Source organism: Companilactobacillus versmoldensis DSM 14857 = KCTC 3814, assembly GCF_001434295.1.
GTDB classification, from domain to species: domain Bacteria; phylum Bacillota; class Bacilli; order Lactobacillales; family Lactobacillaceae; genus Companilactobacillus; species Companilactobacillus versmoldensis.
Map to the genome: position 1 here is coordinate 14,090 of NZ_AZFA01000009.1, position 13,635 is coordinate 27,724.

Here is a 13,635-nt window from a genome sequence, read left to right on the forward strand (position 1 = left end):
CAGGATGTTAATTCAAGCTGAATTAACATCCTGTTTTTTGTTATCTATTCAGATTTACGCGTATCCAGAAACATATCCGCACCGTAGAGAGCATCGGTAAATCCGGGCACGGTATCGGTTCGGCTCCAGTCGCGTTGTAGTTCGCAGATGACTTGATTGAAGGTGGTCAATTCTGCTCCTGCTTGTTCCAATCTTCTTAAAGCAGTTTCGTGGGCCAGTTTGGAAGTCACACCAACGGTATCGACCAATGGGTAGACGCTAAACCCTTCTTTTAGAGCATCTAAAGTCGGAAATGATAGGCAAGCCTCGGTCCAAAGTGCGGAGATGATCAATTTCTTTCGACCAGTAGCCAAAACGGCGTCATGAAATTCTTCATCTTCAAAGGCGTTGATACTAGTCCGGTCATAAGATTTAGTATCGCCTAAAGCTTGTTTCAAAATGGGGATAGTTTCTTTACCACGTCCAGTTTCAACGTTAACGGTCGAAAGGACGATGGGAATGTGATAATACTTGAAAGCTTTGATGGCAACGACGATTTTATGAATGATCTCAGCACGGCTGCCAGAGTTTAGTGAATTGACTTGTGCAGGTTGATAATCGATCAATAAAAAGGCACAGTTCTCAGGTGTCAATAAATGGTCTTGTTTCGGGTCTCTAATGGATTTTGAGGTCATGATAAGTACTCCTTTTTTACTGACGATTCTAGTTACGACAAAGGTCATATTCAAATGAATTGATTGAAAAAATAAGCAAGTATTTACGCTTAAAAAAGTCCTCTTATATTAAAATTAGATATTAACTAATTAAATTAATAATATGTTCATTATTGAAAATTCTGTCTATCAAAATTCAATTTTTTTAACAAAATACAGGTATTACTATTAATGCGATGATGGTGTAACTAAATTCGGATTATTTTTTTTATACACCGGATCAATCCCAAGTTGAAAGGAGACATCACCATGGCAATGATAGAATTTCGCAACGTTCAAAAATATTACGGTAAATTTCATGCCTTAAAAAATATTAATTTAAAAATTGACAAAGGAGAAACTGTTGTTTTGATCGGACCTTCTGGCTCCGGTAAAAGTACGTTGGTCAGGACGATCAATGGACTAGAAGATATCCAAGAGGGTCATTTGATCGTAAATGGTGAAGATCTGACCGATAAGAAGACTGACATCAATCAAATTCGGACCGATGTCGGGATGGTTTTTCAGCACTTTAACTTGTACGCCAATAAAGATGTCTTAGAAAATGTCATGATTGCACCTCGGATCGTTTTAAAAAAATCTGAAGATGAGAATCGCAAGACTGCTCTGCAATTGCTAGAAAGAGTCGGTCTGTCTGACAAAGCGCACAACATGCCATCACAAATTTCCGGTGGGCAGGAGCAGCGGGTGGCTATTGCTCGATCTCTAGCCATGAAGCCAAAATGTATGTTATTCGACGAACCAACTAGTGCGCTTGACCCTGAGATGATCGAAGACGTTCTCGATGTTATTAAGCAGATCACCGAACAAAGTGATATGACTTCGATCATCGTGACTCACAAAATGTGGTTTGCTCAAGAAGTAGCCAATCGGGTCATTTTTCTAGATGACGGTCAAATCATTGAAGATCGTAAGACCAATGAGTTCTTTGAGCATCCTGAAAATGAACGGACGCGCAAATTTCTTAGTAAGATCCTGGGTCACTAGGAAGGAGGCAACTGATGAAAAGATGGAAATATTTAATTGCCTTGTTAGTTTCGCTTAGTTTAGGGATAGTCTTGACCGGTTGTCATGCTCAATCAGCAGCTGATCAAGATGTCTTAGCTAATGCCAAAAAAACCGATACGATCACTTGGGGAGTCAAAGCGGATACGAAATTACTTGGTTTGACCGATGTCCGTGATGGCAAACAAAAAGGCTTTGAAATTGATATCGCTAAAGCTCTCACTAAACAAATTTTGGGAAAAAAGGGCCAAACTAAGTTTGTCACAGTGACTTCACAATCACGGATCCCGATTCTAAAAAACGGTAATGTTGATGCAATCATTGCCACGATGACGATCACACCGGAAAGAAAAAAGATCCTCGAATTCAGCAACTCATACTTTGATGCTGGTCAGTCACTTTTAGTCAAAAACAACTCGCCAATCAAGCGCGTTCAGGATCTAAATCACCGCACGATCATCGGTGTTGTCGGCTCTAATTCAGTTGAGACCGTTAAAAAATTTGCTCCTGACGCTAAGATTTTATAATTACCAGATTATGCTCAGGCTTTAGTAGCCTTGAAATCTGGTCAGGGCGATGCTTTGACGACTGATAACTCGATCCTTGGTGGGATGGCCGTTGAAAATCCCGGTTATAAGGTCCAGGGCAAACCTTTTACTGATGAACCTTACGGAATCGGATTGAACAAACATCAAGATAAGATGAGAAAGGCTTTGAACAAAGCCTTAAAAGAAATTCAAGCTAATGGAACATACAATAAATTAGTTATTAAATGGTTCGGAAATGTTCCTGGCTTTAATTACAAGGAGGTGCTTCGTAAATGATCACTTTACTTAGGACCTATTGGTCGACTTTTTTGACCGGCTTTGGCTGGACGATTTTATCTAGTTGTATCGCCTTAGTAGCCAGTTTATTGATTGGTTCCATCATGGCTGTTTTTGAAGTTGTTCCTAATAAAACATTGCGGACGATTGGAACAGTCTACGTGGAAATTTTTCGAAACATACCTTTATTAGTTATCGTGTCATTTTTCTATTTAGTTATTCCAATGTACGTAGTCAAGATCAACGGTTTCACTGCTGGAACGATTGGATTGACGATCTACACCTCAGCCTTTATTGCCGAGACCGTCAGATCTGGTATCAAATCAATCAATATTGGCCAAATGGAAGCTTCTCGAGCAATGGGGATGAAATACGTCCAAGCAATGCGTTTCATTGTTCTGCCCCAAGCCTTCAAAGTAGTTATTCCGCCATTGGGCAACCAGTTCATCAATTTAGTTAAAAATTCCTCAGTTTTAGCCTTTGTCGCAGGCTTTGATTTGATGTATCAAGGTAATGCGATTGCTTCGCAAACATTTGCTACGGTCAATACTTATTTGATCGTGGGGGCCTTTTATTTAGTGATTACCTTGCCGATCAGTTATTACATGCGCCATTTGGAAAAACGGTTAGCTTAAATAGAAAGGAGCAGCAATATGCAAAATTGGATCAACGCTTATTCAGCCATGAACCTGCGATTTCTATTTAAAGGATTATTAGTTACTTTGGAGATTTCCATTGTGTCAGTAATTTTAAGTATGATCTTTGGATCGATCTTGGGGATCGTTCGCTATACTAAGATCCCTTGGTTATCGGAAATCGTTGGATTTATTATTGATATTATTCGTAACTTACCGTTATTATTGATTATTTTCTTCGTATACTTTGGCTTGCCAAGTCTGGGATTCAAACCAGATACGATCGTCGCGGCCATCTTTGCGATGACGGTCTTTGAATCGATGATGATTGCCGAGATCATTCGTTCCGGTATCGGAGCAGTCAATCGCGGGCAGCTTGAAGCTTCTCGAGCAGTCGGGATGAAATACTATCAAGCTATGTGGCATGTGATTCTGCCCCAAGCCTATAAAAATATGATCCCAGCTCTGGTCAGTCAGTTGATCTCCTTGATCAAAGACACGTCTTTAGCTACGATCATTGTGACGCCAGAATTGATGCAACACGCTCAGGTTATTTATGGACAAAATGCTAATTATATCGTGCCAATGTATTTAGCTTTAGCCGTGCTGTATTTCATAGTTTGTTACTCACTATCAATTATTTCCCGAATCATCGACCGGAAAATGGCCTGAACAACTATTTAAATAATAAAATGAGATAGCAATTCTTAAATGAATTGCTATTTTTTATTATGAAAACGTTTCTAATATAATGATCTTAAAAAATTTTTTTAAAAAAGCCTGAAAGCCTTTATATGGCGGTATCATTGACCTATCAATCAGTCACACCATTTGTTTGATATTCTTACAAATGGTGTTTTTATTGCCAAATGGTTCTAAAACTATTAAAATTTCTTTAATGGTCATTTGTGTTGCGCACAAATGGTTCTACATCCACTGCAGGGATATGAAGGGAGACAGATTTATGTCGATGATTGAATTTCGCAAGGTTCAAAAGTATTATGGGAAATTCCACGCTTTAAAAGATATCGATCTCGAAATTGATAAGGGAGAGACTGTTGTTTTAATTGGTCCATCAGGATCAGGTAAAAGTACCTTAGCTCGTAGTGTTAATGGATTGGAGACTATCCAAAGCGGCCAGCTGATCGTCAATGGTCGTGATATCGCCGATAAAAAGACTGATATCAACCGGATCAGAACTGATGTTGGAATGGTCTTCCAGCATTTCAATTTATATGCTAATAAAGATGTTTTAGAAAATATTATGATTGCTCCTCGGATCGTTTTAAAGATGAATGAGGACGAAAATAAAAAGAACGCCATGGCTCTACTAGACCAAGTTGGTTTAGCTGATAAAGCTCACAATATGCCTTCACAGATCTCTGGTGGTCAGGCACAACGTGTTGCTATCGCTCGATCATTGGCAATGAAACCACGGTGTATGTTATTTGATGAGCCAACTAGTGCACTTGATCCAGAAATGATCGATGACGTTCTAGGTGTTATCAAATACGTTACGAGTCAAAGTGATATGACTTCTTTGATCGTGACTCACGAAATGGGCTTCGCCCAAGAAGTAGCCAACCGAGTTATTTTTATGGATGATGGTCAGATCCTCGAAGATGATAAGACGGACGTGTTCTTTAAAAATCCAAGTAACGAACGTGCTAGACAATTTTTGAGTAAGATCATCTCGCACTAAAGAAAGGGGTTAAACATGAAAAAGTTTAAATATCTTGCCATATTGATCATGTCATTGCTCCTCGCAGTCGTCACAGTTGGTTGTGGCTCGAAGCCACTTTCGCAACAAGACGTTTTGCAAAATGCTAAAGACGCCAACACCTTAACTTGGGGAGTCAAGGCTGATACCAAACTAATGGGTCTGATTGATGTTAATGATGGTCAGCCCAAAGGTTTCGAGATCGACATGGCCAAAGCTTTGACCAAGAAGATCCTTGGTAAAAACGGTAAAGCTAAATTCGTTACCGTAACCTCGCAGTCACGAATCCCCTTACTGAAAAATGGTAATATCGATGCCATCATGGCCACAATGACAATCAATGCCGAACGTAAAAAAGCCATTGATTTTTCTGATTCTTATTTCGATGCTGGCCAAGCGATCCTAGTTAAAGACGGTTCGCCAGTCAAAAAGGTTCAAGATTTAAATAATAAAACTGTCATCGGGGTTGTTGGTTCAAACTCAGTTCAAAATGTTAAAAAGTATGCGCCCAAGGCTAAAGTTTTGCAGTTGCAAGATTATGCCCAAGCCCTCGTAGCTTTGAAGTCTGGCCAAGGAGATGCTTTAACGACTGATAACGTTATTCTAGGTGGTATGGCCGTTGAGAACCCTGGTTATCGTGTTCAAGGTAAAGCCTTTACGACTGAACCTTATGGTATCGGAGTCAACAAAGGACAGCCACATTTACGGAAGGCTTTGAACAAAGCTATCAAAGAAGTCGAAGCCGATGGTACTTATAACAAGCTGATCAAAAAATGGTTCGGTGACGTACCAGGATTCAATTATCGGGAGGTGCTTCGCTAATGCTTAATTTATTTGTCAACAATTGGCACAGTTTCCTGACTGGATTCGGCTGGACTATCTTGTCCAGTATCGTGGCCTTGATTCTCAGTTTGATCATCGGTTCACTGTTTGCCATCATGGAGGTTATGCCTAATAAAGCGTTACGGATAATCGGGAATATTTACGTTGAGATCTTTAGAAATATTCCTTTATTGGTTATTACCATGTTCTTCTATTTAGTAATCCCATTGTATTTCGTGAAGATCAATGGCTTTACTGCCGGGACGATCGGATTGACGATCTATACTTCAGCATTCATCGCTGAAACAGTTCGTTCAGGTATCAACTCAGTTGATATCGGCCAAATGGAAGCTTCTCGGGCGATGGGGATGACTTATGGTCAAGCAATGCGTTATATCGTCTTGCCACAAGCCTTTAAATTAGTGATCCCACCACTTGGTAACCAGTTCGTTAACTTAGTTAAAAATTCATCAGTCTTAGCCTTCGTGGCTGGATTTGATTTGATGTATCAAGGTAATGCGATCGCCTCGCAAACTTTCGATACAGTTAATACATATTTAGTCGTTGGCTTGTTCTACTTGATCATTACCTTACCGATCAGTTACTACATGCAACACTTAGAAAGAAAATTAGCCTAGGAGGGGGAATGAATTATGCAAAATTGGATCGATGCTTATTCTGCAGTCAACCTAAAGTTCCTTCTTCAAGGTCTCTGGGTAACGGTAGAAATATCAATCATTTCAGTTATTTTCAGTATGATCTTCGGATCGATTTTAGGGATCATTCGTTATTCGAAATTTCCTTATCTTTCCGAGATCGTTGGCTTGATCATTGATATTATTCGTAATTTGCCATTGCTACTAATAATTTTCTTCGTGTACTTTGGTTTGCCAGCTTTTGGATTCAAACCAGATACCATCCCAGCAGCCATTTTAGCAATGACTGTCTTCGAATCGATGATGATCGCGGAAATCATCCGTTCTGGTATTCAAGCGGTCGATATCGGCCAAATGGAGGCCTCACGGGCAATGGGGATGCACTATGGACAAGCTATGTGGCATATTGTTTTACCACAGGCTTATAAAAAGATGATCCCCGCATTAGTATCGCAATTGATCTCGTTAATCAAGGATACGTCTTTGGCAACAATTATCGTGGTGCCGGAATTAATGCAACACGCTCAAGTTATTTATGGACAAAATGCTAACTATATCGTACCGATGTACTTAGCGTTAGCAATTCTTTACTTTATCGTTTGTTACGCATTGTCCTTGATTTCCAAGGTCATCGATCGTCGTATGGCTTAAAATAAAGTTGACGTAGATAAAAATAGTTGTTATCATTCAAAATATTATAAATGTTTGAAAAAAGTAGGATTGCATCTGGGTGTCAGAAAGCTGGTGGTTTATGCGAACCAGTCAGGGTGTTAATTACGAACTACCAAACGTGACTCGGTCAGCCGAGCGGAAAAGAGTGCCGTTATCACTCAGAGTGGAGGCTTTTTTGAAGTCTCAAGCTGGGTGGTACCACGGTTAATAGTCGAGTCGTCCCTGTTGCATAAGCAGCAGGGGCGATTTTTTATTTGGGGTTGGTAACTATGAAAAAACAAACGATAAGTTTTACTGAAGCAGTCACGATCTTAGTCGTGATGCTCGCAATCTTAGGAGCGGGCGTAATTGGTTTTGGTCTGTCACCACAGACACCAGTTTTATTAGTCATCGGTTTGTTGGTTCTCTGGGCTAAGATCCGTCACAAAACTTGGGACAGTATCCATGAAGGTATCGGCGAAGGGGTCAAAAACGGAATCGTTCCAATGTTTATCTTCATTTTGATTGGTGCTTTGATCGGTACTTGGATCGCTGCAGGTGTGATTCCATCAATGATGGTGGCAGGATTTCATCTGATATCTGCTCAATGGTTCGTACCGTCAGTCTTTTTAGTCTGTGCCTTGATTGGGACTTCGATCGGTTCAGCCTTTACTATCGTTTCAACTATCGGGATCGCACTCTTTGGCATTGGAACAACGATGGGAGTCAATCCCGCACTAGTAGCTGGGGCAATCATTTCTGGTGCTATCTTCGGTGATAAGTCGTCACCATTATCAGATTCGACGAATTTGGCAGCTGCCATTGCCGGGTCCGACTTATTTGCCCATATCAAAAATTTATTGTGGACTACTATCCCGGCTTTTTTGATCTCACTAGTCCTATATTGGCTACTAGGCTTGAGTCAAACTGGCTCGAAGATAACTAATATTCAACCAACTTTGAATACGTTGAACACTCATTTCGCAGTTTCCTGGTGGGCAGTTTTGCCAATCGCATTATTATTTGTTTGTGCCATCATGCGTGTGCCAGCTATTGCTACTTTGCTGCTGAATATCGGCGTGACTATTGTAATGATCTTTGTTCAAGTTCCACATATGACTGTTCCTAAGATTGCTGGCTTTATCGAAAATGGTTTTGTTTCGAAAACTGGTAATGCAAATGTTGATGCTTTATTAACTCGTGGCGGTATCATGTCGATGATGGGGACGATTGCTTTGATTTTTTTGACCTTATCATTAGGTGGTCTATTGATGAAATTCGACATCATTCAAACTGCTATCGACCCATTAGCTAAACGCTTGAAATCTTCTGGTTCAGTCGTTACGGCTACCGTTTTAGCTGGGATTGGTGTTAACATTTTCGTAGGTGAACAATACTTATCAGTTATTTTACCTGGTAAAGCTTTCAAAGAAACATACCGTAAACGTGGCTTAGATAACTTAGCGTTGAGCCGTGTGCTGGAAGACGGTGGGACGGTGATCAACTACTTGATTCCATGGGGTGTGGCCGGTGCTTTTGCTGCTAATACCTTAGGTGTTTCAACTTTAGCTTTCTTACCATTTTGTTTCTTTAGTTTATTGTCACCAATTTTATCAATTTTGAGTGGATTCACCGGAATTGGTTTGAAAAAATTGGCCGCAAACAAATAGTTTTTGCTTTAAATATTTTGCTTGAGTCGCTATAAAGAGGATGAGAAAAAGTACCAAATTTAGATGTAATATAGTATCATAATACCTATATAAAAGTTCCAACATTTGATAATTTTTAAACTGATATTAAAAATGTTGGCAAGCATAATAATTAAAGAAGGTGTATGAGATGCACAATCCCAGACAACTCACGTATGAGGATCAACTGAATTTGTTTTCCAAGCGTGGCATGACGCTAGACCCCAAACTACGTGAGAAGAACATCAATGCGATCGAAACGATCGGGTATTATACATTGAAGCAATTTGCTTATCCATTTGCTTACCGCGATGGTTATAACACGCCCGATTATGACGGATTGTCGTTTGATTTCGTAGTAAAAAGATATTATCAAGATAAAAATTTGCGGATAAATTTACTGCATGCGATCGAAGATATCGAAGTGTCGATGAATAGTTTGATATCACACGTTTTAGGCGATAAATATGGGCCCTTTGGCTATTTGGAGTTTTCTAATTGGGCTGATAAGCGGATCTCCGCTTATAGCTTAGAGGAGAAACAATTCTACTTTAAGAAGTCGTTGCTGCGCCAAGCATACAATTCCAATATATTGGATCTAGACTATCGGGAAAATTTAAATAATGATAATTTTCCAACTGTTTGGCTAATGACTAACTTATTGACATTTGAAACTACTTCGACCTTGATACGACTAATGTCGCCAGAGAATGTTGAATACTTTACTAAATACTTTAACTGTTCTCGCGATGAACTAGTTTCATGGTTGGAATGCTTGAATTTTGTTCGAAATATTTGCTGTCATAATTCCAATTTGCTAGATATTTCATTATCGACCCATGCGGTAGCACCAAAGGATTATCAAGAGTTTCTTTGGTTCAAGAATATCAATGGGGACATCAGTTATACTAATAAAATAGCTTTAGTGATCGCGATAGTCGTTCATATGATGTATGCGATCAATCCTAAATATAGATTTGATAATATAAAACGTTCGTTTACAAGTATTACTAGAGATATCGATGGTTCAATTGAAAAACTTGGTTTTAAAGATATGGATTCATTTTATAAACTCTTTCGCAAATAAAAATTCAATAAAACGATAAAAAATCGGTCAATTTCACAATTGACCGATTTTTGTATTTTATGAACTGATTATTTTGAATATTTTAACGATAAATATTCCTTTTAAAATTATATGCGTTATAATTAATGTAATTTGAGAGCGCTACCATTAATATTATGTTATAGAGTTCTCAAGCAAGTCTTTTAGGGAAAAGGGGAGCTTCTATGAAATACAAAAAAATTTTATTATCATCAACTTTAGCAATTGCATTAACGTTAACTGGCGTAACTTTGGCACAAGGTTCTGCTAATGCTGCAACTAGTGACAATACTGCTAATACGACCACAACAACCACTGATACAGTCAATTCTAATGAAAACTCTGGACAGACTGATACCCAAGTAAATCTTCAAGTACCTGCTGCTCAAGTTACAGATACCCAAACAACTCCAACTGCTGAAACAACCAATAATAACAGCATCCAAGGTGATCAAGCAGCCAACTCAGTTGCCGTAGCTACTAATGGTACCGCAGGAACAGCTGCTACTGCAGGAACTGCCGCCACAGCTGAAACTGCTGGGACAGCAGCTACCGCTGATACAGCTGCTACAGCACCAACTACTGAAACTGACCAAACAACTCCAGCTACTGAGACAAATGATTCGACTGACACAGATCAATCGACTACCGCAACTGATGAATCAGCTACACAAGCAAATACCCAAGCTACTGCTGAAGCTGACAGCCAAACTGAGGCTGCTTCAACTAACGCTGGCGACACAACTACAGCACCTGCTGGAACATCGAATCCGACTTATGATGCAGATGCCGTTGTGACGACGATCAAAAATGCTGAAACTGTTCCAGTTGTTTCCAACGTTGTTGCTGGGGCTACTGGTCTAGTCGCACCTACTTCAAATAAGTGGGGCAATGCCGTTCATAATGTTCAAAACAATGTTATCAATGCTGTGGGCGAGATTCCATTAGTTGGCGGAGTAGCTTCGACCGTTTTGAAAATTGCTCAACCGCTTGACCTGGTTGATAATGTGGTCGGTGGAGCTTATGGATTAGTAACAGGTAAGAGTGACAATATCCCTGATCCAGATAATTCAGATGAAGAAACTATCACTCCAGTATCAACTGCTAATTACACTAATAATCAAAGAAAAGGCGTTGTAACGACACTTGTTCAAACACCTCTTTATGATCAAGTTGAACAATTACAATCACGCTCATTAGCACCAAGTACTGATTGGTATACTGATATCACACGTGTAAACACTGATACCGGAACAACTTATTATCGGGTTTCAACTAATGAATACGTCAACGCAAATGACGTGCAAGTCTTATTTAGCTAAACATTCGAGTGACCTTAGGGCCACTTTTTTATTTGCAAAAAGTTTGTAACAATTATGACAATAATTGAAATAAACCGCTTTCAAGATTAAGCTTGTGAAACAAATTCTCATTCAAGATGATATTGATTATATAGTATGATAGAGTTTTTTATATAGTTAATTACAGAAAGAGGATTTTATGAAATTCAAGAGACTATTCTTCTCGTCCACATTATTATTAGCCGGTCTGACCGTAACGACTCCTGTCAATATGGACCAAGTTCATGCTTATAGCGTTTCGGAGTGGCAGGGTAATCAAACAGGTAATAATAATAACGAGAATAATTCTCAAGATAATACAAATTCTCAAGATAATCAAAATAACAGCGACAGTCAGACTGGCGACAACACTAGCGATGACCAAACTGGAAAAAATCAGACGGGCAATAGCAACTCTGATCAGACGGGTACAAATAATCAAGACGATAACTCTAATCAGTCTGACAATGAATCCTCTAATCAACAAAATGATACTGACCAAACTAATGACCAAAATCAAGGGCAAGACCAGGATCAAGACCAGAATCAAAACCAAGACCAATCTCAAGATCAGGACCAAAGCCAAAATCAAAACCAGGACCAAAGTGGGACTGATTCCAGTCAAAATCAGACTGATACAGATCAAAATCAAAATGATCAAAGCCAATCTGATTCCAATAATAATGATAGTAATCAAACTACAACTAATGAGACTGATAAGGATGATCAAGGGACGAAAGATGACCAACAACAGTCTTCCGGACAATCAGATGAACATGATCAGCAAAATCAGACTGACCAAAACGATGACCAAACTGATTCAAGTGACCAAAAGAAAGATGATTCATCACAACAGGATGATTCTCAGCCCCAATCACCAAATAGTCAGGCTACCCAAACACCTGATCGTGATGACGTTCAATCATCATTTTCAACTTCGGATCACAATGATTTGAATAATCGTGACAACTATCCAGTTGTTTCAACTGATCCACATGTCGTTCATAAGACCATCAATCGAGTGGAAAAAACACCAATCGTTGCGGTCGTGATCGATGGAACTAATGGCTTTATTCATCCAAACACCAACAAAGCTGGTCGGACGATCAATAAATTTGAAGACATCATGATTGAAGATATCAAAAACGTACCCATTTTAGGAGAGTATTTCTCAAAAATGATGACGTGGACGCGTCCTTTGAATTTATTTGATAATGCCGCGGCTGGTATTTATGGATTCTTTTCTAATTTCAAATAAAAAGGCAGACCAGTTGGTCTGTCTTTTGTAGTTTAAAGGTATTTTGAACATTGACCTTAATTAGATGTCACACTTGTTTGTCGTGCTAGTATCTAATGTTCAACCGTCCCATTCGGTAAATATTGATTGGTGAACCTAATTACGACCTAATATTCTGAGAAATGCTGTCGAAGGAAAAATCAGTTAATTGAGATCTCGATTTGATTGACGACTAATTTTAGTTTCCAATATTAATATATTTAGTAATAAATTGTTGTAATTGGGCAGATTCGATCTGATGTGAGTGAATTGCGTCGTCACCTGTGAAATAAAGATTGGTGAAGCTGGCGACGTTTCCGACGAAGATGTTTCTGCCGGACATGGCGCTGTCGCGGGAAACTACTTCGTCAGTTGTCAGGTCAGTCGGTGTGCGTCCGATGCAATTGATGACTTTTAGATTCGGATCAAGTCTTGGTGCTCCGGCGATTAAATTCAACAAGAGATCAGTTGGTGCGGCTCCATTGTCTGCGCGCATGTTATATGGAGTCCCTGTGGATAGGAAAGTTCCGAACATTTTGCTTGGATATAATTCCATATATCTTGTGATTTGATTACCACCGTTTGATTGACCGATGATATCGGCTTTGTCGAATGGATTTTGAGTCTTGTAGGATTGGATGGCACGATCGATACCATTGGCTCCTTCATAGACTGCTTGATCGTCCCAAAGATAATCTTCGTTATTGATTGTTACGAAAGGACGTTCACCCGTCTTACCCATACGTACGTTAGTTCTTTGAACTGTCCCATTAGTTGATACTTCTAGTTTAACGACGGGGTGAACTCCTTGAGGATCTAAGCGTTGATACATTTTGTCCCATGAATCAACGTTTGAATAAGCTCCTGGTACGAAGAAAATCGGATCGGCCGTACTGGCTGCCTCAACATCACTTTTTGTTGTGATCGAGGAGATGATAAGCATTGAAAACAGTGCCATTGTACCCAAAATAATAGCAATTATTTTCTTTTTCATAATGAACTCTCCGCTTCGTGCGTGAGCCTCATCACAGTTATAAAAATAGCACCATTTTGATAATTGTATTATTCATTATTTCAAAAATTAATTTTTATAAAGTAAAAAAGGTAATCGATATAAGAATATCGGTTACCTTTTTAGATTAAATTTATTCAAATTTTGAAAAAAACATTTTATTGAAGTTTCGGAAAGCTTGATTTATC

General features: G+C 39.1%; 13 protein-coding genes and 1 pseudogene. 12 read left to right on the top strand and 2 right to left on the bottom strand.

What is annotated here, in order from left to right:
- Positions 1-44: 44 nt before the first annotated feature.
- Complete coding sequence (locus tag FC27_RS05965; protein ID WP_010624723.1) at positions 45-674, bottom strand: isochorismatase family protein; 630 nt, start codon at positions 672-674, stop codon at positions 45-47.
- Positions 675-962: 288 nt separating this feature from the next.
- Here FC27_RS05965 and FC27_RS05970 point away from each other — a divergent pair, with 288 nt between their 5' ends.
- The 12 genes and pseudogenes from FC27_RS05970 (at position 963) to FC27_RS11795 (ending at position 12,417) form a co-directional block, all read left to right on the top strand.
- Positions 963-1,700, top strand: coding sequence for an amino acid ABC transporter ATP-binding protein (locus FC27_RS05970; protein ID WP_029508192.1), 738 nt, complete (start codon positions 963-965; stop codon positions 1,698-1,700).
- A gap of 14 nt (positions 1,701-1,714) precedes the next feature.
- Positions 1,715-2,542, top strand: a pseudogene (locus FC27_RS05975) (glutamate ABC transporter substrate-binding protein).
- Positions 2,539-3,177: an amino acid ABC transporter permease gene (locus FC27_RS05980; protein ID WP_010624721.1), complete on the top strand. Its 639-nt coding sequence runs from the start codon at positions 2,539-2,541 to the stop codon at positions 3,175-3,177. Before FC27_RS05975 ends, FC27_RS05980 begins: the two are co-directional and overlap by 4 nt.
- 18 nt (positions 3,178-3,195) lie before the next feature.
- Complete coding sequence (locus FC27_RS05985; RefSeq protein ID WP_010624720.1) at positions 3,196-3,849, top strand: amino acid ABC transporter permease; 654 nt, start codon at positions 3,196-3,198, stop codon at positions 3,847-3,849.
- A gap of 292 nt (positions 3,850-4,141) precedes the next feature.
- Complete coding sequence (locus FC27_RS05990) at positions 4,142-4,879, top strand: amino acid ABC transporter ATP-binding protein (RefSeq protein WP_029508191.1); 738 nt, start codon at positions 4,142-4,144, stop codon at positions 4,877-4,879.
- Between the two features lie 15 nt (positions 4,880-4,894).
- Entirely contained in the window at positions 4,895-5,719 is an 825-nt protein-coding gene (locus FC27_RS05995; protein WP_010624718.1) for a transporter substrate-binding domain-containing protein, read from the top strand.
- Positions 5,719-6,357 (top strand): amino acid ABC transporter permease, encoded by a 639-nt coding sequence (locus FC27_RS06000; RefSeq protein ID WP_010624717.1) that lies wholly within the window; start codon positions 5,719-5,721, stop codon positions 6,355-6,357. Before FC27_RS05995 ends, FC27_RS06000 begins: the two co-directional genes overlap by 1 nt.
- A gap of 15 nt (positions 6,358-6,372) precedes the next feature.
- On the top strand, positions 6,373-7,026 hold the full coding sequence (locus tag FC27_RS06005; protein ID WP_010624716.1) for an amino acid ABC transporter permease: 654 nt from the start codon (positions 6,373-6,375) through the stop codon (positions 7,024-7,026).
- 290 nt (positions 7,027-7,316) lie between these two features.
- Positions 7,317-8,696 carry a Na+/H+ antiporter NhaC gene (gene nhaC / locus FC27_RS06010; protein ID WP_010624715.1) on the top strand — a complete coding sequence of 460 codons (1,380 nt, stop codon included), beginning with the start codon at positions 7,317-7,319 and terminating at the stop codon, positions 8,694-8,696.
- Positions 8,697-8,865: 169 nt separating this feature from the next.
- Complete coding sequence (locus FC27_RS06015; protein ID WP_010624714.1) at positions 8,866-9,801, top strand: Abi family protein; 936 nt, start codon at positions 8,866-8,868, stop codon at positions 9,799-9,801.
- Positions 9,802-10,004: 203 nt separating this feature from the next.
- Entirely contained in the window at positions 10,005-11,141 is a 1,137-nt protein-coding gene (locus FC27_RS06020) for a hypothetical protein (protein WP_010624713.1), read from the top strand.
- Between the two features lie 178 nt (positions 11,142-11,319).
- Entirely contained in the window at positions 11,320-12,417 is a 1,098-nt protein-coding gene (locus tag FC27_RS11795; RefSeq protein WP_010624712.1) for a hypothetical protein, read from the top strand.
- A 217-nt stretch (positions 12,418-12,634) separates the two neighbouring features.
- Here the strand turns inward: FC27_RS11795 and FC27_RS06030 are convergent, their stop codons facing one another.
- A complete protein-coding gene (locus tag FC27_RS06030; RefSeq protein ID WP_010624711.1) occupies positions 12,635-13,429 on the bottom strand; it encodes an alpha/beta hydrolase in 795 nt (264 codons plus the stop codon).
- Positions 13,430-13,635: the final 206 nt, after the last annotated feature.